Origin of the sequence: Thermanaeromonas toyohensis ToBE, from assembly GCF_900176005.1 — a bacterium.
GTDB lineage: Bacteria > Bacillota > DSM-521 > Neomoorellales > Neomoorellaceae > Thermanaeromonas > Thermanaeromonas toyohensis.
Genome location: NZ_LT838272.1, coordinates 686,267 through 707,005 on the forward strand (window position 1 = coordinate 686,267; position 20,739 = coordinate 707,005).

The 20,739-nt window shown below is 48.6% G+C and carries 18 protein-coding genes and 6 tRNA genes; 22 read left to right on the top strand and 2 right to left on the bottom strand.

The window, feature by feature from the left end; translation table 11 throughout:
* Positions 1-154: 154 nt before the first annotated feature.
* Together yhbH and B9A14_RS03295 are read right to left on the bottom strand one after the other, a co-directional pair.
* Positions 155-1,306: a sporulation protein YhbH gene (gene yhbH / locus B9A14_RS03290; protein WP_084663988.1), complete on the bottom strand. Its 1,152-nt coding sequence runs from the start codon at positions 1,304-1,306 to the stop codon at positions 155-157.
* Positions 1,307-1,424: 118 nt separating this feature from the next.
* On the bottom strand, positions 1,425-3,317 hold the full coding sequence (locus B9A14_RS03295) for a PrkA family serine protein kinase (RefSeq protein WP_084663990.1): 1,893 nt from the start codon (positions 3,315-3,317) through the stop codon (positions 1,425-1,427).
* A gap of 161 nt (positions 3,318-3,478) precedes the next feature.
* On the opposite strand from B9A14_RS03295, the gene B9A14_RS03300 reads away from it, so the two are divergent.
* From B9A14_RS03300 to B9A14_RS03405, 22 genes are all read left to right on the top strand, one after another.
* Positions 3,479-3,856: a hypothetical protein gene (locus B9A14_RS03300; RefSeq protein ID WP_084663992.1), complete on the top strand. Its 378-nt coding sequence runs from the start codon at positions 3,479-3,481 to the stop codon at positions 3,854-3,856.
* Between the two features lie 36 nt (positions 3,857-3,892).
* Entirely contained in the window at positions 3,893-4,630 is a 738-nt protein-coding gene (locus tag B9A14_RS03305; protein WP_084663994.1) for a glucose-6-phosphate isomerase family protein, read from the top strand.
* 112 nt (positions 4,631-4,742) lie between these two features.
* Positions 4,743-6,032: a nickel-dependent lactate racemase family protein gene (locus tag B9A14_RS03310; RefSeq protein WP_084663996.1), complete on the top strand. Its 1,290-nt coding sequence runs from the start codon at positions 4,743-4,745 to the stop codon at positions 6,030-6,032.
* Between the two features lie 29 nt (positions 6,033-6,061).
* The gene (locus B9A14_RS03315) at positions 6,062-7,276 is read left to right on the top strand and encodes an MFS transporter (protein ID WP_084663997.1); all 1,215 of its coding nucleotides are present in this window, start codon (positions 6,062-6,064) and stop codon (positions 7,274-7,276) included.
* A gap of 180 nt (positions 7,277-7,456) precedes the next feature.
* Positions 7,457-8,347, top strand: coding sequence for a 2-hydroxy-3-oxopropionate reductase (gene garR, locus B9A14_RS03320; RefSeq protein WP_084663998.1), 891 nt, complete (start codon positions 7,457-7,459; stop codon positions 8,345-8,347).
* Between the two features lie 127 nt (positions 8,348-8,474).
* Positions 8,475-9,128: a DUF1614 domain-containing protein gene (locus B9A14_RS03325; RefSeq protein ID WP_231967888.1), complete on the top strand. Its 654-nt coding sequence runs from the start codon at positions 8,475-8,477 to the stop codon at positions 9,126-9,128.
* Positions 9,129-9,291: 163 nt separating this feature from the next.
* Positions 9,292-10,722: a SpoVR family protein gene (locus B9A14_RS03330; protein WP_084664000.1), complete on the top strand. Its 1,431-nt coding sequence runs from the start codon at positions 9,292-9,294 to the stop codon at positions 10,720-10,722.
* 121 nt (positions 10,723-10,843) lie between these two features.
* Positions 10,844-12,142 (top strand): phenylacetate--CoA ligase family protein, encoded by a 1,299-nt coding sequence (locus B9A14_RS03335; protein ID WP_084664002.1) that lies wholly within the window; start codon positions 10,844-10,846, stop codon positions 12,140-12,142.
* 32 nt (positions 12,143-12,174) lie between these two features.
* Positions 12,175-12,606: an ACT domain-containing protein gene (locus tag B9A14_RS03340; protein ID WP_084664004.1), complete on the top strand. Its 432-nt coding sequence runs from the start codon at positions 12,175-12,177 to the stop codon at positions 12,604-12,606.
* 18 nt (positions 12,607-12,624) lie between these two features.
* The gene (gene hisC / locus B9A14_RS03345) at positions 12,625-13,725 is read left to right on the top strand and encodes a histidinol-phosphate transaminase (RefSeq protein WP_084664006.1); all 1,101 of its coding nucleotides are present in this window, start codon (positions 12,625-12,627) and stop codon (positions 13,723-13,725) included.
* Positions 13,726-13,807: 82 nt separating this feature from the next.
* Positions 13,808-14,386: a GerMN domain-containing protein gene (locus tag B9A14_RS03350; protein ID WP_172839019.1), complete on the top strand. Its 579-nt coding sequence runs from the start codon at positions 13,808-13,810 to the stop codon at positions 14,384-14,386.
* A gap of 421 nt (positions 14,387-14,807) precedes the next feature.
* On the top strand, positions 14,808-16,685 hold the full coding sequence (locus B9A14_RS03355) for an N-acetylmuramoyl-L-alanine amidase (protein WP_084664010.1): 1,878 nt from the start codon (positions 14,808-14,810) through the stop codon (positions 16,683-16,685).
* A gap of 136 nt (positions 16,686-16,821) precedes the next feature.
* Positions 16,822-17,640: a glutamate racemase gene (gene murI, locus B9A14_RS03360; RefSeq protein WP_231967889.1), complete on the top strand. Its 819-nt coding sequence runs from the start codon at positions 16,822-16,824 to the stop codon at positions 17,638-17,640.
* A gap of 39 nt (positions 17,641-17,679) precedes the next feature.
* Complete coding sequence (gene rph, locus B9A14_RS03365; protein ID WP_084664012.1) at positions 17,680-18,429, top strand: ribonuclease PH; 750 nt, start codon at positions 17,680-17,682, stop codon at positions 18,427-18,429.
* Positions 18,422-19,042 carry an XTP/dITP diphosphatase gene (locus B9A14_RS03370; protein WP_084664014.1) on the top strand — a complete coding sequence of 207 codons (621 nt, stop codon included), beginning with the start codon at positions 18,422-18,424 and terminating at the stop codon, positions 19,040-19,042. The genes rph and B9A14_RS03370 overlap by 8 nt, the downstream gene beginning before the upstream one ends.
* Positions 19,043-19,081: 39 nt before the next feature.
* Positions 19,082-19,155, top strand: a tRNA-Gly gene (locus tag B9A14_RS03375).
* A 79-nt stretch (positions 19,156-19,234) separates the two neighbouring features.
* Positions 19,235-19,311 (top strand) — tRNA-Arg (locus B9A14_RS03380).
* 24 nt (positions 19,312-19,335) lie between these two features.
* Positions 19,336-19,412 (top strand) — tRNA-His (locus B9A14_RS03385).
* A gap of 18 nt (positions 19,413-19,430) precedes the next feature.
* Positions 19,431-19,505: transfer RNA gene (locus B9A14_RS03390), tRNA-Gln, on the top strand.
* A gap of 11 nt (positions 19,506-19,516) precedes the next feature.
* Positions 19,517-19,592, top strand: a tRNA-Lys gene (locus tag B9A14_RS03395).
* A 4-nt stretch (positions 19,593-19,596) separates the two neighbouring features.
* A tRNA-Leu gene (locus B9A14_RS03400) sits at positions 19,597-19,682 on the top strand.
* A gap of 140 nt (positions 19,683-19,822) precedes the next feature.
* Positions 19,823-20,731 (top strand): selenium metabolism-associated LysR family transcriptional regulator, encoded by a 909-nt coding sequence (locus B9A14_RS03405; protein ID WP_157109764.1) that lies wholly within the window; start codon positions 19,823-19,825, stop codon positions 20,729-20,731.
* Positions 20,732-20,739: the final 8 nt, after the last annotated feature.

Consider the following 20,739-nt stretch of genomic DNA (forward strand, 5'->3'; position numbering starts at 1 on the left):
GAGGAGGGAGGCCTAGGCCTCCCTCCCTAAGTTTGGGTGCAACCACATAGATGCTCCTTTGCTGGTGTGAACGCGAGGTATTACCAGCCTCGTTATCTAAGGGCAAAATACTAAAGTACTCAAGTAGGAAGGGTTTTACTGGCTAGAAGCGAAGCTAGAGCGCCCTTTTTCTCTCTCGGTGACTAAAAAACTGCTTAAGGGCGTAATAAACGTCGCTTTTTTCTTTTATAGAGATAGTTACCAGACGGGGATCCTGGATCTTTTTAAAGACGTTCATCAAGGTGCTAGTCCGGTAGTAAGGGTTGACTATCTCGCCGTAACCGAACTGGTTTACCAGGGGGAGCATTTTTTGAAGGAGTTCCAAGCAGGCCTCATTGTCTGAGGGTAAGTTATCCCCATCGGAGAAGTGAAAGGGATAAATATTGTAGTCTTGTGGTGGATATCGCTGTTCTATTAATTCCAAGGCCAGGCGGTAAGCTGATGAGCAGCGGGTTCCCCCACTTTCGCCCTTAGAGAAAAATTCCTCTTCAGTAACTTCCCGGGCTTGGGTATGGTGAGCGATGAAAACTATCTCAACCTGCTCGTATTTAGTACGCAAAAAGCGTACCATCCAAAAAAAGAAAGTGCGGGCGATATACTTTTCATAAGTACCCATGGACCCCGAGGTATCCATCATGGCCAGGATTACAGCACTACTCTCCTGCCGGATCCTTTCTTCCCACGTTTTAAAGCGCAGGTCTTCAGGCTTAAAACCTCCTATACGAGGGTGGCCTAGCCGGGCGTTGCGCTTGAGATTTTCCAGAAGGGTGCGCTTTTTGTCTAGATTGCCCATTATACCAGAGCGTCTTACGTCTCTAAATTCATAAGCCGGGGCGGCTTGCCTGGGTTTCTTTTTTTCCTGCCAGTTGGGCAGTTCCAGATCCCGGAACAAGAGCTCTTCTATCTCTTCTAAGGTCACTTCCGCCTCGTAGTAATCCATGCCGGGCTGGTCCCCCGCTCCTGTGCCGCGTCCTCCTCTGTGGTCTCCTTCCCGGGCAATAACTGTTCCCTTCCCTGTATGCCCGCTCCCTTGGCCTACGTGGCGACCCTGGTTTAGATTAAAGCGAAAACGATACTCTTCCAAGCTGCGAATAGGAACCTTTACTATCTTGCTCCCACCCGCCAGGATTATATTTTCTTCTGTAATGATATGGGGTAGGTTTTTCCTTATGGCTTCTTCTACCTTTTCTTGGTGGCGCTGTTGGTCCAGGTAGCCTTTCCTATGCAGAGACCAATCTTCCCGGGAGACGATAAAATCGGTTTGCATATTTTGGCACCTCCTTAAGCTGGCCTTACCTAGCTTCGCAGACGGGTCTTGCACTCCAGAGTAATGTCCCTTGCGATGCTGCCGCGCAAACCTCTGCGGGAGTAAGCCTATAGAATTATTATCGGTTGAGCAAGCTTCCCACGTATTTCAGGAGTTCATTAGCGCAAATGGAACAGTACCCGTGCTCGGAGATAAGCCGGTCAATAACAGCATTGATGCGCTTAAGCTGCTCCGGGTCAGGGTTGCGGGTAGAGGTGGTAATTTTAACGATATCCCGCATATCAGCAAAAAGTTTCTTTTCGATAGCTTCCCGCAGGCGCTCATGGGAATTGTAATCGAACTGCTTGCCCTTACGGGCATAAGAAGATAGGCGTATAAGGATCTCTTCCCGGAAAGCCTTTTTAGCGTTTTCCGTTACCCCGATCTGCTCCTCAATGGAACGCATTAGCTTTTCATCCGGGTCCAGCTCCTCACCAGTGATGGGATCTTTGACCTTGGTGCGGTTAACATAGGCTTCCACGTTGTCCAGGTAGTTATTAAAAAGGGCACGAGCGGATTCCTCATAGGAGTAAATAAAAGCCCGCTGCACTTCTTTTTTTGCTATTTCGTCATACTCCTGACGAGCTAAGGCAATATAATTGATTAATTTTTCCCTTTCTTCCTTAGTAATAGATGGGAGCTGGTCCAACCCCTCCTTTAGGGCCCGGAGGATATCCAGAGCATTAATGCATTTAGTATCGGAAGTGATGAGGGCGCTGGCTATGCGGTTTACTACATAGCGGGGGTCTACGCCGCTCATACCTTCATCCTCTGCTTCGCTCATAAGCTCTGCTACGTCCTTTTGCTGGAATCCCTCCACATCTTCGCCGTCGTAAAGCTTCATTTTTTTGATCAGGTCCATACCTTGCTTTTTAGATTCTTTTAAGCGGGACAGAATGGAAAAGACCGCGGCCGCCCATAAAGCGTAAGGCGCAATATGCACATCGATGTCGGCCTGGCGGATTAATTTCTCGTAGATTTTAACTTCCTCGCTCACCTTCAAATTGTAAGGTATGGGCAGCACCCAGAGGCGGGATCTCAGGGCTTCGTTTTTAGGGTTGCTGATAAAGGCACGATATTCGGTTTCATTAGTGTGGGCAACGATTAATTCGTCGGCCGAGATAAGGGCAAAACGGCCGGCCTTGAAATTTCCTTCTTGGGACAGGCTTAAGAGATTATACAGGAATTTTTCATCGCATTTTAACATTTCCTGGAACTCCATTAATCCCCGGTTGGCTTTATTCAGCTCGCCGTCGAAGCGATAAGCTCGGGGATCGGATTCGGAGCCATATTCGGCTATAGTGGAGAAATCAATGCTGCCCGTCAAATCTGCAATGTCCTGGGATTTGGGGTCCGAAGGGCTAAAGGTACCGATGCCTATTCTTTTCTCTTCCGAAAAAACTATCCGCTTCACTGGTACTTCCTCTATCCGGCCACCATATTTTTCTTCTACCATTAAGCTGCAGTAAGGGCAGAGGTTCCCCTCAATGTATATACCGTATTCCTCCATGAACTCTTGGCGTAGCTCGTGGGGGATAAGGTGCAGGGGTTCTTCGTGCATGGGGCAATCCTTTATGGCATATACCGCACCTTCATCCTGGCGGGTATAGCGCTCTAATCCCCTTTTAAGGAGGTTTACCAGGGTAGATTTACCCCCGCTTACCGGTCCCATAAGGAGGAGGATGCGCTTGCGCACGTCCAACCGCCGGGCAGCCGCATGAAAGTATTCTTCTACTAATCTTTCTAGAGTTCGGTCCAGCCCGAAAAGTTCATCGGCAAAAAAGCGGTAATGCTTTACTCCGTTAACTACTTCTACGCCTGCAGAAACAATCATATCATAAATGCGGGCATGGGACAGTCTGGCTATCTTGGGGTTGGCGATGACCATCTCGAGGTAATCCTTGAAGGTTCCTTCCCAAGCAAGTTTTTTTTCTTCCTGGCGGTATTGCTCAAGCCTCTGGAGGATCTTCATGAGACCCTTCCCCTCCCATAAAGGGCTATTACTATATTATGAGGGGTAGCCATGAAAAAGAAGGTAACCCTTGGGAGCCCTGGCTACAAAGAAGGAAACGGGCATCTAAGGCAGAATTAATATAAGGGCGCCAGCAAAAAATATACGGCGGGTGATAGGGGTTGGGTTATAAATATGAATTTACTTGGGTTATCCGGCTTCCGGTGGATCGACTACCTAAGGAACCTGGAGAACAAGTAGGTCAAGGGGAAAACTTGATCCTATGGAAGAGGAGTAGCGGGAATATAATCTTGGGTTTTTTTCGCCATGGTCATAAGCTTGCCCATCCAGTGGGGCTTGAGGCCTTGATTGTAACCAAAAGCGAGGAAGTATTGGGGTATGGGCGGATAGTTAAATCTGAAATTTATCAGCATCCAGATGGGTCCCTTACCACGGTGGTAGAGTTTTCAGTAACTCGCCTCTTTGACGAGGAAGAAAAGAGGGTGATTACCAAGGTTTTCCGAGAGATGTATGGTAAGGAGAGATATTCTACGGTATAATGTAGCCGATATTATCACTAATAAGGGGGTTTTTCCATGCTACCGGGCAAAGATTTTACTGTTAGAGCAGACGGCCTCCTGGAATTTGCCCCTGGGATCATTCACCCTGAGCCGGATATTCGCCGCCTGGCTGATGCTTTGCCAGTTTTATATGCCCAGAATATAGCGCCTAGCGATCGTCCTCTTTATTATATGTACCGGGGTGTATGCTGGGCTAAGGATCAACCTGTCTTTACCCAACATGATATACGTTACGATATAACAGTAATTCTCCCTGGTACTATAGAAGGAGAATATATTAAGACGGTAGGGCATTTTCACCCTTTAAAACCCCATTCGGCAGAAACCTACCCTGAGTACTATGAAGTATTAGAAGGGGAAGCCCTTTACTTGTTACAAAAGAACAATCGCAGCGGTGACGTGGAAGAGATCATAGCTGTAGAGGCAAAAAAAGGGGATAAGGTATATATCCCTCCTTCTTACGGCCACGTAACCATAAATCCCGGTTCTAGTATCTTGGTTATGGCTAATCTAGTGGAGAGCAATTTCTCTTCTTTATATGCTCCTTTTAAGGATAAGAAGGGAGCTGCCTATTACTACTTACAGGGACAAGGGGAAAAGGGAGAATTCGTAAGGAATCCCAACTATCAAAACTCTGTGGCTTTGAAACTTATGGCTGCACCCAGCCTACCCCAGCCTACACCCGCTGTAAAAGGTAAATCCCTGTATGAGGCTTTTTTGGCCGACCCAGAAGCTTTCAAGTTCCTGAAATAAATGCCATAATCTACCAGCCCTGGGGAATTTAACCCCCGGGGCTAGTTTTTATCTCGCTATAGCCTTTCTGGGATTAGCTTTGTTTTAAATACAAGGAGCGGAAGACGAGTCTATGCAAATTAGTATGCCTTATGGTAGTAGCACCTTATCCATCGAGGTACCAGAAAGTAATATTATTGGCATTCTCGAGCCCCCGGCTGTGCCGGCCCTAGAAGATCCCTTCGGAGCCATCAGGCAAGCTTTACTCCATCCGCTGGGGGCTAAACCCATCTCGGAGCTAGCTAGACCAGGGATGAAGGTGAGTATTGCCATTTCCGACGCCTCCCGGCCCAACATTGAAAAATGGATCCTCCCGATGGTCTTCGAGGAACTAAGTAAAGCTGGGGTGAAAGACGAAAACATTACCATTATCGTGGGTACAGGTTCCCACCGGCCGGCCACTCCTAAAGAGATCCTCGCCATGGTGGGTGAAAAAGCTCAGAAGGTAAAGGTGCTTAATCATTTTTCCAATAGCAGCCCCTTGGTGAACCTTGGCAAGACTTCAGGAGGCTACCCGGCCCTGGTGAACCGGTTTTTCGTGGAGGCAGATCTCAAGATAGCCTTAGGCACGGTTTTGCCCCATCCCCTAGCCGGGTATAGCGGCGGTGGTAAGGCCATAGCGGTGGGGCTTTCCTCCAGCGAAACCATAAGCAGTATCCATACCCCGGCCACCCTGGATGATCCTTGTTGCGGGCTGGGGAAGGTAGAAGGCAATCCCTTCATCCAGTTCGGGTATGATGTGGCGCGGCTCTCTGGCCTAGACCTTTTGATCAACGCCGTGGTCAATGAAAAAGAGGAAATTATTGATGTAATCTGTGGTGAAGTAGAGATTGCCCACCGGACCCTCATTGAACGTTCGGCCCGCCGGGTTTACGAAGTGGAATTTCCCTCCCCTGCAGATATAGTTATTGTATCCGCCGGCCATCCCAAAGACAATAACCTGTATCATGTGGCGGCAGAAGCCTTAGGGACCATCGCCGGTAACGGGGTGCAGCACCCTTGTGTTAAAAAGGGCGGGACCATTATTGTGGTTTCCCCTATGGGTGAGGGTATTTACAACGAAACTATGTTTTATGCCTTAAGCCAGGCTCCGCCGGCGGAAGTAGTCCGGCAATTAAGGGAAGCCAAAATAGACCGGCCAGGGATGCACCGGGCCTACGCAACGGCGCAGATCCTTTGCGACCACGAGGTTATTTTCGCTCAGACTCTCTTGGACCCGGAAATAATCCGGCAGATTCATATCAAACCTATGGCCACCGTGGCGGAAGCGTTGAGCTACGCCCTAGCCAAGCACGGCCGGGAAGCCAGCATCCTGGTGATCAAGAATTCCCACCGAGTAGTACCGGTGTTAAAGCGAAGCTAAACCCGCAAGACATCGGGAGTCTAACTACAATGGAGCAATGGAAAAACAACCTCTACACTGCTGTGGCTGTCCAGTTAATGGTTACCGCTACCTTTCAGATTGTCACCCCTTTTTTGCCCTTTTTTATTTCCGAACTGGGGGTAACGGAGCCTGAAGCCATACAGAGATGGAGCGGTATTTTGGTAGGTATCAATGCCCTCTTTACGGGGCTTTTCTCGCCCCTTTGGGGCAGCCTTTCCGACCGCTACGGCCGGAAACCCATGCTCATCCGGTCTGCGGCTAGTATTGCCCTTTTTACTTTTCTCACCAGCCTGTCTACCAGCGTATACCATGTGCTGCTCTTTCGCATCCTCTTAGGGGCTTTTAGCGGTTTCTCGGCCGCTGCCCTTTCCCTGATAGGGAGTATGGTTCCGGAAACCCATTTAGGCTACTCTGTAGGCCTGCTTCAGGCCGGCCAGGTGCTAGGCTTTCTCCTGGGACCCCTGCTAGGAGGCCTGCTCGCGGATATTCTACCTTATCGTCGCGTTTTCCAGTTGGGCAGCCTCCTGGCCACAGCGGCCACTTTTTTAGCCTTCTGGCATATTAAAGAAAACTTTCGCCCCCTTAAGGCTAAAAGAACCCCCAAATCTTGGCTTTTTCTTACCTTGCGCTGGCCCTCCAGGATATGGATAATGTTTACGGTAATTTTCTTGTCCCAGTTCGCTACCCGGGGCGTGGAACCTCTTATGCCCCTATATGTGCGGGAACTGGTAGGGGCTTCGCCTGCCCTCAATACCTTGGCGGGGTTAGCTGTGGCTGTACAGGGCATTTCTTCTGTGCTGGGCGCCACCTGTGTAGGGAGGCTAGCGGCCCAGGTAGGGTATAAAAGACTCCTGCTCCTTAACTTGCTGGTAGCCAGTAGCCTTTACTTTCCCCAGGCTATGGTGAGGAGCATATGGCTTCTTATGTTTTTACGGTTGGTTCAGGGGTTCTTCCTGGGAGGATTATTGCCAGCCGCCAATTCCCTCATCGCCCTTTTCACCCCGGTGGAGAAAAGGGGAAGTGTATATGGGCTGACCTCCAGCGCTTTCTTTTTCGGTAATTTCTCCGGCCCTTTGGTTGCTGGTTTTTTATCCGCCCACTGGGGGCTTAAGGCCATCTTTTATGTAGCCACCGGGTTGTTGCTTCTCAACCTAATGTGGGTAGCTTTAGAGGTACAGGAACCCAAAGAGGGAGCTAAAGTGATACGCGGCTATAACCTCTAGCAAACGTGCTTTAGTGTGGGAACCAGAAGAAGGAGCTAAAGAAGGCTACTAGATATCATGGGTAGGAAGTTAGAAAAAAGAGGGTAAGAAAGGATAAAGTTCAGGTGTTGTAAAATTAGGACCTGATCTGGGCTTGCGATTTAGGCTTTTTTACTCATTTTTAGAAAGGGGTTAAGAATTATGGGCAAAATTGGCTTCATAGGACTAGGTATCATGGGAAAACCCATGAGCAAAAATCTTCTTAAGGCCGGTTATAAATTAGTGGTTTACAACAGAAGCAAGGAGGCCATGGAGGAAGTGGTGGCGGCCGGGGCCGAACCCGCCAACTCCCCCCGGGAAGTAGCTGAGCGCTGTGAGAAATTTATCACCATGCTGCCTAATTCTCCCCATGTAAAGGAAGTGGTATTGGGACCCAACGGTCTTATCGAAGGAGCCCGACCTGGTTCCATATTAATCGATATGAGCTCTATAGACCCGCGGGTAACCAAGGAGATAGCCGCTAAGCTGGCTGAAAAAGGTGTGCGCATGCTAGATGCGCCGGTTAGCGGGAGCGAACCCAAGGCCATCGAAGGCACTCTGGCTATTATGGTGGGTGGGAAGCAGGAGGACTTTGAGGAATGCTATGATATCCTTAAAGCCATGGGCAGCTCTGTAGTACGGGTGGGAGATATAGGCGCTGGAAACGTGACAAAGCTGGCCAACCAGATCATAGTAGCCCTAAACATTGCTGCTATGTCTGAAGCTTTGGTGTTGGCCACCAAAGCTGGGGTAGATCCCGAGCTGGTTTATCGGGCCATCCGGGGAGGGCTGGCCGGGAGCATGGTACTCGACATGAAAGCGCCCATGGTGATGTCTCGGAACTTTAAACCAGGCTTCCGAATAAATTTGCACATAAAGGACTTGGCTAATGCTTTGTCAGCCGCCCATGAGATGGGGGTTCCTGTACCTTTAACTTCATTGGTCATGGAAATCCTTCAGGCCCTAAAGGTGGATGGGCTGGGTGATGCTGACCATAGCGCCATCGTGCGTTTCTATGAAAAGCTCGCCCAAGTGGAGGTAAGAAAGCAGTAAGAGTAGCCTTTAGAAAATCCGCCATACAGATACTTAGGGTTGGAGACCGGGGGAAAGTGTATCCGGCCCTAATTTTTTGTTGCCGGTCTTTTTCCCACATGTTATGCTAGGGTGAGGGGGATTTGGTATGTTTTTTCCCATGTTGTGGCCTCTAATATTTCTTTTTTTATTTATCCCCGTGCTGTTGGCTTCCTTTTTCTTGAACCTGGCTGTCTTTTCTTTTGCTAAACTGGGTTTATCTCCTTTGGGGGCTTTGGCTTTACTTTTAGCTTCTATTGTAGGTAGCCTCATCAATATCCCTATTTCTCGCCGCCGTATTTACCACCAGCCCTGGCCGGAAAATATTTTTTTCTTTTTCTTCTATTATCCCCCACGGGTGAATTACCAGCTTATCTGCATCAATGTAGGAGGCGCGGTCATTCCTATACTTTTTTCCCTTTATCTGTTGCTAACCGGCCGGGCGCCCTTAGGTCCAGCTAGCCTGGCTACCCTGGTAATAACAGTGGTCTCCAAGGCTTTAGCCCGGGTGGTTCCGGGGTTAGGCATTTCTTTGCCCACCTTTATCCCGCCCATAATGGCAGCCCTAGCGGCATTACTTGTGGCTCCTCACGATGCTGCACCTGTAGCTTATGTGGCCGGGGCCTTAGGAACTCTTCTCGGGGCTGATATCTTAAACCTAAGGGCCTTGTCCCGCCTCCAAGCCCAGGTGGTAAGCATCGGTGGCGCCGGAGTTTTTGATGGGATTTTTCTAGTGGCTTTAGCTGCAGCGCTGCTAAGCTAATCCCCAAGAGACAGGCCAGGTCGGCGGCCTGTCAGGCGTATATATAAACGTGAGGATATATGATGTTAGGGTTAGGACTTTTCCACCTTAAAGTTTCCGGTCACACTCCTGTTCCATTATGTGTATGGTTTATGCGGCAGCACCTCTTAAGGGGTGAAAGGGAATGGACAAAGAGCTAGCAGCGCTGGAAGAGGCCATAGAAGATATTGCCTCCCTAGCCCGCCGTATGGGGCTGGATTTTTTCCCTGTCTGTTTTGAACTCTGTCCAGCTGATGTAATTTATACTTTTGGGGCTTATGGCATGCCCACTCGCTTTTCGCACTGGAGCTTCGGCAAGCATTTTCGTCGCTTAAAGATGCAATATGATTACAACTTAAGCCGTATTTATGAGCTGGTTATTAATTCTGATCCCTGTTATGCCTTTCTTTTGGAGGGGAATTCCCTGGTACAAAATAAATTAGTTATCGCCCATGTGTTCGGCCATAGTGATTTTTTTAAAAATAACTGCTACTTTAGTTACACTTCCCGGAAAATGGTAGAAACCATGGCTGTACATGCAGCCAAGATGCGGGAATATGAATTCAAATATGGCCGTCGGGAAGTGGAAATTTTTTTGGATGCAGCCATGGCGGTGCAAGAGCATATCGAACCGTTAGGCCCCTTAAGTAAATTAAACCGAGATGGTGAAGGAGAGGAGGAAGAGAAAACGGATCGAGAGTCTAATCGAGAGCCTACCAGACAAACACCTTACGATGATCTATGGGCTCTGGATCGGACGCCTGTGAAGCCCAAATACCAAGAAAGACCCAAGAAAATACCTCTCCGGCCCTGTAAAGATGTGATAGGCTTCATAATGCGCCACAGTTCTATCCTCGAAGACTGGCAGCGGGATATTTTAGCTATGTTAAGAGAGGAAATGCTTTATTTTTGGCCACAACTTCAAACCAAGATAATGAACGAAGGCTGGGCCACTTACTGGCATGTAAGGATAATGCGGGAGCTGGACCTGCCGGACGAAGAGGCGGTGGAATTTGCCCGGCTTAACGCTTTTGTTTTGCAGCCTGCCAAGATGCATATTAATCCCTACTACGTAGGGCTTAAGATTTTCGAAGATATTGAGCGCCGTTGGGATAATCTTACGGAAGAGGAGGAATATTGCGACCCAGGGCGGAAGAAAGGCCAGGGAAGGGAGAAAATTTTCGAAGTACGCTCTCTTGAGAACGATGTTTCCTTCCTGCGTAATTACCTCACTAAAGAACTGGTAGAAGAACTCGACCTCTACCTTTATGAAAGGGTGGGTAACGAATGGGTTGTGGTAGAGAAGGATTGGGAAAAGGTCCGCGACGGTTTGGTTTCCCGTTTGGTTAACTGTGGGTACCCCTATATAGTGGTGGAAGATGCTGACTACGACCGGCGGGGGGAACTATACCTTAAACACTGCTACGAGGGCCTTGAACTAGACATTCCCTATTTGGAGAAAACCCTGCAGCATGTATACCTTCTTTGGGGTCGGCCGGTACATCTGGAGACAGTGGTGGAAGGTAAGAAAACTATCTTTAGCTATGATGGCAAGAAGAACACCCGGCGGAGTTAAGGCTTAAGTTTCAGGATTTTTGTATGGGAAATATAGTATAGGAGGAAGGAAACCTGGCCTAAGTGTGGAACTACATTAATTACTTTTATGTTTTACTACTAGAGCGGAGGGCTAAACTAAAGTGTATTGGAACCAGAAATATGAATGCTTGCCACTGGAGAAATTACAGGAGCTACAACTGGAGAGGCTTAAGGCTACGGTGGAAAGGGTCTTTTATAACGTGCCCCACTACCGCCGGGCCTTCCAGGAGATAGGACTAGAACCGGGCGACATTCAAAGTCTAGAAGATTTAGCCAAGCTCCCCTTCACTACCAAAGACGATCTCCGAGAAAATTATCCCTTCGGAATGTTTGCGGTCCCCATGAGCGAAGTGGTGCGTCTTCACTCCTCATCAGGCACCACAGGGAAGCCCACCGTTGTGGGCTATACCCGGCGGGATATTGATGTATGGGCTGAGCTCATGGCTCGGGCCTTGGTATGTGGCGGGGCTACTAGGAACGATATAATCCATAACGCCTATGGATATGGACTTTTTACCGGCGGACTAGGTATCCATTACGGTGCTGAGCGTCTAGGTGCTTCCGTGATTCCTATCTCAGGGGGTAATACCAGGCGCCAGGTTATGATTATGAAGGATTTTGGCAGCACCGTCCTTACCTGTACCCCTTCTTACGCCCTGCACATAGCCGAAGTTATGGAGGAGATGGGGGTAAGCCCTGAAGAGCTCAAACTCCGGTGTGGTATTTTCGGCGCCGAGCCCTGGTCAGAGAATATGCGTAAAGAGATTGAACGTAGGCTAAAGATAAGCGCTGTGGATATTTATGGACTAAGCGAGGTCATAGGGCCAGGGGTGGCCATTGAATGTCAGGAGAAAAATGGCCTCCATATTTTTGGGGATCATTTCCTGGCTGAAGTAATAGATCCCGCCACAGGAGAGGTTTTGCCGCCTGGCCAGATGGGGGAGTTAGTCCTCACCTCTTTAACTAAAGAGGCCTTCCCCGTAATCAGGTACCGTACGCGGGACATTACCGCTATTTTACCTGGAGAATGCCCGTGTGGCCGTACGGGAGTACGCATAGCCCGTATTACCGGACGTACTGATGATATGCTTATTATCCGTGGTGTTAACGTATTTCCTTCTCAGGTGGAAAGTGTACTCCTCCAGATCGGCGGGACGGAGCCTCACTACCAGCTTATTGTAGATCGCGAAGGGAGTCTTGATACCCTAGAGGTACAGGTGGAGGTTTCCGAAAGCCTCTTTTCTGATAAAGTGCGTGGCTTGGAAGAATTAGAGAGGAGATTGCGCCTGGAGTTGGAGAGCACCTTGGGAATTAGTGTAAAAGTTACCCTGGTAGAGCCTAAGACTATAGCCCGGAGCGAAGGTAAGGCCAAGCGGGTCATTGACCGGAGAAAACTGTAAGAACAAATATTTTAAGTAGAGGGGGCTAGCCCATGAAGGTTAAACAATTATCGGTGTTTCTAGAGAACAAATCCGGCCGCCTGGCAGCTGTCACCCGGGTTCTGGCGGCCAGGGGCATTAATATCCGGGCCTTATCTATCGCCGATACCTCTGATTTTGGTATCTTACGCCTTATTGTTAATGATCCCCAGAGCGCTTACCAAGCCCTTAAAGAAGCAGGATTTACAGTGACCTTAACTGAAGTTATAGGCGTAGAGATGCCTGACCGGCCTGGCGCTTTAAGTTCTATTTTGGCTCACCTCGAGGAAGCCAAGATCAATATAGAATATTTGTATGCTTTCTTGGGTAAGGGGGATAACGGTGCCCTGGTAATCTTCCGGGTGGAGGATCTGGATAAGGCCATTGAAGTTCTAACTTCTAAAGGGGTAAAGATTTTAAACGAGGAGAAAATATATTCTCTATAAAAGGAGTGAACACATCTCATGGATAATCTTGCTCCCCAGTGTCGGGAGGCTATTCTAGAAATAAAGCCTTATGTTCCCGGCAAACCTATAGAAGAGGTCCAACGCGAATTAGGTATTCAAGATGTAGTTAAACTTGCTTCTAACGAAAACCCTTTAGGTCCTTCTCCAGAGGCTGTCCTGGCCCTGCGGGAGGCGGTGGAAAAGATCCACTTTTACCCTGATGGGACCTGCTATTACTTAAAAGAAGCCCTGGCGGCAAAACTAGGAGTAACCCCGGATAAACTTATCATAGGCAATGGTACTGACGAGATCCTTAAACTTCTGGCTGAAGCCTTCGTAAACCCTGGTGAGGAGATTGTAGTGGCTGATCCTACTTTTTCGGAATATGAATTTGCAGCCCAGGTTATGGGAGGAAGGGCTATAAAAGTACCCTGCCGGGATTTCCGCCACGATCTTACAGCTATGGCAGAGGCCATTACCTCCCGGACGCGCTTGGTATTTATATGTAACCCCAACAATCCAACGGGGACCATCGTTGAGCAGGATGAGCTGGACGCTTTCCTGGCCAAGGTTCCGACCAATGTTTTGGTAGTTATAGATGAAGCTTACAATGAATACGTTACCTCCCCTGCTTATCCCGATAGCCTGGCTTACGTCCGGTCTGGTCGGCCCAACGTTATCGTTTTACGTACTTTTTCAAAAATATATGGGCTGGCGGGTTTAAGGGTGGGGTATGGGATATCGCAGCCGGAAATAATCCACGCCTTAAACCGGGTGCGGGAACCTTTTAATGTCAATTTCTTAGCCCAGGTAGCAGCTACGGCTGCTCTAAAAGATGAGATCCACGTGGCCAAAAGCAGGGAAATAAACCGGGAGGGGAAGGAGTTTCTCTACCGGGAGCTAGAAGCCCTGGGTCTCCAATTTATCCCTACTGAAGCCAACTTTATTTTCGTAGACGTAGGCCGGGACAGCCGGGAAGTATTTAATCGGCTTTTGCGTAAAGGGGTCATTGTACGTACAGGGGATATTTTTGGTTACCCCACCTTCTTGCGTATTACTATAGGTACTCCCAGGCAGAATCAAAGGTTGATAGCCTCCCTGCGGGAGGTTCTATCTTGAAAGTAAAGAAGAATTTTAGTAATATATCCCTCCTTTCCCCGATATGAATGAAATAGCAGGGTTAAGAAAGGAGGGTACTTTTGTGTGGCGTATAGTAGGGCTTCTGGTGGTTATAGTTTTTCTTTTAAGTGGTTGCGGTTTAGCCAAAAACTTAAGCGGAAAAAAGGGATCCCAGATAGAGGTGCAGACCCCTCAGCAGGGGATAAGCCAACCTGAAAAACCTCAGCTCACAGAGACCCAGGAGACAAGAAAGGTGATCCTTTACTTTAGCGACCCTAGCGGGCAGAAGTTGGTAGCTGAAGAGAGGGTTATTCCCAAGGTAGAAGGTATAGCTCGGGCTACCATTGAGGAGCTTATTAAGGGCCCTGCACCAGGTTCTAAGTTACTTCCTACTATTCCTAAAGGTACAGTACTTAAAGATATAAATATCCGGCCGGATGGGTTAGCCCGGGTGGACTTTAGCAAGGAACTCATAACCAACCATAGCGGGGGTTCCCTAGGTGAAAGCCTCACCGTGTATTCCATTGTAAATACCCTCACTCAATTTCCTACTGTCAAACAAGTTCAGATCCTGGTGGAGGGCAAAGTAGTAGATACCATTGCTGGCCATGTAGATGTTTCTTCGGCCATGACCAGGAATGAAGCAATAATAAAGAAGTAGGTTGTTTAAAAGATAGGAGAGCTATCCTTGAGGTCTGGGCCTTTGAAAGGTTTGGCTCAGATCTTTATTTATTATTTAGTCCTTTTTCGCCAAATCTATTTCGCTACCAGTAAAGGCCATCTTCGCTTCCTTTCCGCTTTTACTCCCCTTATGCTCTACTTATAGCGAAGAGCTTTTCGGAAATACTATAAAATTTGCGTTAAAACATGCTAACGAAGCTTGGTAAAAAGCCGGGTAGTAGCAGCCTGCTGGGACGTGCGGCTGTGGGAGGCCTTATGTGCTATGGAGTTTGAAGTGGTTTTCGGAAGCAAGGCCTTGATTAAAATGGCAGAACGTTTTAGATACAGGAAGGGAGGAGAGTCGACATAAATGGCGAATTTAGTAGATTAATACCAGTTTTACCAAGGAGGAGAGAAGGGCTTTGCTTAAGATTCGACAGGGTAGCCGGGTCGCCCGTTTACCCTGGAGGCAGGGGGGGCTGGTTGTTTTTTGTTTATTGTTATGGTACATAGGCCTCGTAGGATTAGGAAACCAGCCCGCCCAAGCAGGTAACGAGGTTAAGGTTTATATAAACGGAAACTTGCTTACTCCAGCTGTGCCCCCTTATTTAGATGCTACTGGACGTACTATGATCCCTATCCGTGCTGTTATGGAATATATGGGTGCCCAGGTGGAGTGGAAAAACGAGGAGCAGAAGGTTATTATCCAGCGGTATGGTAATGTCCTGGAGTTGTGGATAGGTAAAAAGCAAGCGCGTTTAAATGGTAGACTCCTTGGGCTTGATACAGTACCTGTTTTAAAGCAGGATACTACTATGGTACCAGCACGGGTGGTGGCCGAGAGCTTTGGCGCTTTGGTAGAATGGGATGAGGCCTCCTTTAGTGTGTATATATGGCTACCGGAAAAGGTGGGCTTTGAGCAGGTCCGGGTTACAGGTAGTTATGTAAATATACGTAGTGGCCCAGGGCTCCATTATGAAGTTCAAACAGTAGTAGAAAAGGGTACGCTACTCCAGATCCTTGGGGGGGTAACGGGATGGTACCAGGTCCGGCTACCCAGCGGTGAAGTAGGGTGGATTTCTGCTAAATGGGTGGAACCCCTTACAGGATCTAAAGAGCCCCCTTCTGAAGGGGATCCTGGAGAGGGAGGGGTTACTCCTTCGGACCGTTCTTATGTAGCCGTAGTAGGGGATAACCCAGTTGCTGTTTTGGAAGGGCCTGGCCCTGTTTACCGGCAAGTAGCTGTAGCACCGGCCGGGGCAGAACTAAAGGTCAAGTCTCAGCAAAGCGGTTGGGTACAAGTAGAGTTAGATGGAGGGCGCCAGGGCTTTTTACCCCTTAGTTTGGTTACCTTAAAGCCTATAGAAAAAAGCTCCGAACCCGGCCAAGGTGGGGGCGCGTTGGTTATCACTGGGCTAGAAGTTATACCAGTGAACGAAGGATTGAAAGTTTGGGTACAGGCAACCCAGGCCTTTAAATATAATTCTTTCCTTTTATCTAATCCTACACGGTTAGTAGTTGATATCCCAGGAGCCCTTTTGGGAATCCCCCGGGATCGGTGGCAGGTGGAGGTGGGGAAGAACGGTATTAGTCGCCTCCGCTTAAGCCAATATACTAAAGATACAGTACGTTTAGTTTTCGATCTGGAAGTTCCATTAAAACTTACTAGTGAAACTGCTTTAGGCGGACAAGGCTTATTCTTTTACTTAAGCAAACCTTCACTTAAGGGAAGCAAGATAGTTCTAGACCCCGGGCATGGGACAGACCCCCAGGGACCAGATCCTGGGGCCATCGGACCTACTGGTGTAAAGGAGAAAGATGTAAACCTAGCCATAGCCCTAAAATTAGCTCAGCTGTTGCGGGCCGAGGGAGCCCGTGTGTATCTTACCCGAGAGGGGGAGAGTACCTCCTTTAGCTTAGCGGAACGCGCTTATTACGCCAATGATCTAAAGGCTGATGTATTTATCAGTATACATAGCAATTCCTCGTTAAATCCAGCGGTAGGCGGAACTGCAACCTACATTTATGCGCCTCCCGGGACCGAACTGGAAGAGCAGCGTGATGAACGGCTCCGCTTAGCTCGGTGTATACAGGAGTCCCTGGTGGCTGCTTTGGGCCTGCGAAACATTGGGATCCTAGAAGCTAACTTTTCAGTATTACGGAATACACAAATGCCTTCCGTTTTGGTGGAAGTGGCTTTTATTTCCAACCCTGAAGAGGAAAAACTTCTTAATGATCCTGCTTTCCAGGCCAAAGCGGCAGCTGGTATCCTGGAGGGCCTAAGGAGATATTTTAAGTAAGCGTAGACACCTTGCGCTCCCGAGCCTTCTTTGTTAGAATGGGCTTGCTGTGTATTCTTAAAAAGCCTGGTATATACATATAAATCTTAAGGGTAAATTTACAAGGACATTACCACCGGAGGGCTCTCCAGGGGAGATGAAGAAGGTGCTGCCAGAGCAGCCGGTAGGGGTATTCGATTCCGGTGTGGGCGGGTTGACCATCGCCCGTGAAATACTTCGCCAGCTTCCGGCAGAAACGATTATCTATTACGGGGATACTGCCCATGTACCCTATGGCTCTAAAACAATAGAACAGCTAAATATTTATGCTCAAGCCATTGTGGAGTTTTTAATAAAGCAGGGGGTTAAAGCCATCGTAGATGCCTGTAATACCACCTCAGCTGTAGCTCTCCCGTATTTAAAGCAAAAATATAATCTTCCCATTATAGGTGTTATTGAACCTGGGGTTAAGGAAGCCCTGGCTGTAACTCGCCAGGGTCGTATTGGTGTAATAGCGACCGAAGCTACTGTGGCCAGTGGTGTACATGAGCGATTGTTGAAATCCTTATCTCCAGGAGTTAGGGTTTACCTTCAGGCCTGCCCCCGTCTAGTCCCCCTAGTGGAGGCAGGTATTATAGAAGGAGAAGAGGCCAGAACTGCTGTCACTGAATATGTAGCCCCTCTGGTAAAGGAGGGAATTGACACATTAATTTTAGGCTGCACCCATTACCCTTTCCTGGCTCCGCTGATTCAGGAAGTCACCGGACCGGAAGTAGTCTTGGTGGATCCAGCAGCCAGTACAGTAAGGGAGTTAGCTGCTATCTTAAGGGAACAGGGTGGGTTACGTAGTTTTCACGGGTCTAAAAGCCATACTTTTTACGTGAGCGGCCCAACAGAAACTTTTCGTAACACGGCCCAAAAGTTGGTGGGCTGGCCTGAGTTACGGTCTGTACAACAGGTAAAACTAGTGGATTAGGTTTAAATAAATTTTAACAGAAAATGGCGGGTGGATTTTATGCTAAGGGCTGACGGTCGGGGACCGTGGGAACTGCGCCCGGTAAATATCCAGCGTCATTATTTAAAGTATGCTGAGGGTTCGGTATTAATCACTTTGGGGGACACCAAAGTGATCTGCAGCGCCAGCGTAGAAGAAAAAGTTCCTCCTTTTTTAAAAGGAACGGGTAAGGGTTGGATAACGGCGGAATATTCTTTGCTACCGCGTTCTACTAAGGAGAGGACGGTAAGAGAAGCAGCTAAAGGAAGACTTTCTGGCCGTACCCATGAGATCCAGCGCCTTATAGGCCGCTCTTTAAGGAGTGTAGTAGATCTGGAGGCTTTAGGAGAAAGGACTATTTGGATCGACTGCGATGTGGTGCAGGCCGATGGGGGGACTAGGACAGCAGCCATAACAGGTGGGTTTGTGGCTTTGGCCGATGCCCTTGCTAGTCTGGTAGAAGCGGGAACCTTGTCCCGGCTCCCCATTCGGGATTTCTTAGCTGCCACTAGCGTAGGTAAGGTGAACGGGCATATCTTGCTGGATCTCTCTTTTGAAGAGGATTCCACTGCTCAAGTAGATATGAATATTGTCATGACGGGGAAGGGGCAACTGGTAGAGGTTCAGGGTACAGGTGAGGGGGGAACCTTTTCCCGGATGGAAATGGAGCAAATGTTGGATCTAGCCTGGGAGGGGATCGCTAAACTTATAGCTATCCAAAGAGAGACTTTAGGACCGTTGGCTGAACGGGTAGGGAAGGACAGTGCTTAGAAAACTTGTGCTGGCCACTCGCAATCCGGGCAAGATAGAAGAATTTAAGGAGCTTTTACAACCCCTTAATTTAGAAATATGGTCGCTTAAGGATTTTCCCGGCTTAAAGCTTCCGCCTGAAACAGGGTGTACTTTTAAAGAAAACGCGGTACTTAAGGCTCGCTTTGTATCCAGTTTAACAGGGTTGCCTGCTTTGGGAGATGATTCGGGACTGGAAGTAGAAGCCCTGAGTGGAGCACCTGGGGTTTATTCTTCGCGTTTTGCAGGGGAGGGGGCTACGGATGCTCAAAATAATGAAAAGCTGTTAGGTCTTCTTAGGGGCTACCCAGAAGAAAAAAGACGGGCAAGGTTTCGTTGTGTGCTGGCTCTATGTACCCCAGAAGGTGATATTTATACTGGCGAGGGATGTTTAGAAGGAGTTATAACTACCGAAGCGCGGGGCACTTATGGGTTTGGTTATGATCCTTTATTTTTATTACCAGAGGTGGGTAAAACTTTAGGGGAGCTAGATCCAAAAGTAAAAAACACTTTAAGCCATCGAGCGCGGGCTCTACAGTCCCTTTGGCCTGCGCTACTTAGAGTTTTTGGCTTGTCGGCGGATGCGCACGGTTGACGATGGTGGGGGTTATAAGGTATAATGAATCTTGCTCCTGCGGGTGTAGCTCAATGGTAGAGCCCCAGCCTTCCAAGCTGGTTGCGCGGGTTCGATTCCCGTCACCCGCTCCACTTAAATTTGGGAAGCCGGGGTTAGTTTTACTACCTAAGTCGCCCCGGCGGGTTCTAGGAGCTAGAGGCTTCTAAAGAAGCGCCTGTAGCTCAGCTGGACAGAGCAGCGGCCTTCTAAGCCGCGAGCCGCAGGTTCGAGTCCTGCCAGGCGCGCCATGTTATAAGGTTAAAATAACCGTGGTGGGTGTAGCTCAGCTGGTTAGAGCACCAGGTTGTGGCCCTGGGGGTCATGGGTTCGAGTCCCTTCACCCACCCCAATTTTAGGACCTTGGCGCTGGGGCGTAGCCAAGCGGTAAGGCAACGGACTTTGGATCCGTGATTCGTTGGTTCGAATCCAGCCGCCCCAGCCATTATTCTACGTGAGCCATTAGCTCAGTCGGTAGAGCACCTGACTTTTAATCAGGGTGTCGGAGGTTCGATTCCTCCATGGCTCACCAAGGTGCGGGCGTGGCGGAATGGCAGACGCGCTAGACTTAGGATCTAGTGGGTTTTCGCCCGTGGAGGTTCAAGTCCTCTCGCCCGCACCAATATCTTTTCTTAAGTTTATTTAGGTACTTACAATGATAGTTTAAGAAAATAGTTTAAGAAGAGGAGGGGCTTAAGAGAAGTAGCCCTTTTTTCTTTATACTTTTGATTGTTAAAGAACTTTAGGGATGGGTGGTTAAGCGTGCTAGATACCCAGTTGCTAGTATTTAAGACGGTAGCTGAGCAGAAAAGTTTTTCTGGAGCAGCCAGAGTACTCCATATGACTCAACCGGCCATAAGCATCCATATCCAGAATTTGGAAGATTATTTCGGCACCCGCCTTCTGGATCGGAATAATAGACATGTATCCCTGACTGAGGCTGGCCGGGTTCTTTATCATTACGCAGTGGAACTAAGCCGGCTTTATGATGAAGCCCGCAAAGCGGTGGCCGAGGTAACCGGCAAAGTAAAAGGTAAACTCGTAATCGGGGCCACTTTGACCATAGGTGAATATCTTTTACCCCGTATTGCCGGTTATTTTAAACAAAGATACCCGGAAGTTGATATAACCCTAGAGATTGCTAACACCCAGGAGATTGTCCGCCGGGTCCTAGGCCACGAGTTAGATTTAGGTCTTGTGGAGGGTCGTGTAGAACATCCTGACCTTATCCAACAGGACATCTACCAGGACGAACTAGTGGTTATTGTTCCGCCCCAGCACCCCTGGGCCGAACGAAAAGAGATTACTTTAGAGGATTTAAGGAGAGAGCCGGTGATCCTTCGGGAAAAAGGGTCTGGGACGCGCCAAGTGGCAGAAGAAGGACTAAAAAAGGCAGGATTAGATCTATGCGCTTTAAAAATAGCTATGGAACTAGGTAGCACTCAAGCCATTAAGGAGGCTGTAGAGGCTGGTCTGGGAGTGGCTATTATCTCGCGGCTGGCTATAAAAAAAGAAAGCAGGAATAACCTGCTCCGGGAAGTTAGACTACAAGGAGTGGACTTTAAACGCTCTTTACGTGTGGCTTATAGCCGACACAAATTCCGTAGCCCGTCAGCGGAAGCCTTTCTGAGATTATTGCTGTCTAAAGAGGCCTTCTCTCTTCTGGATTAAAAGGCTAT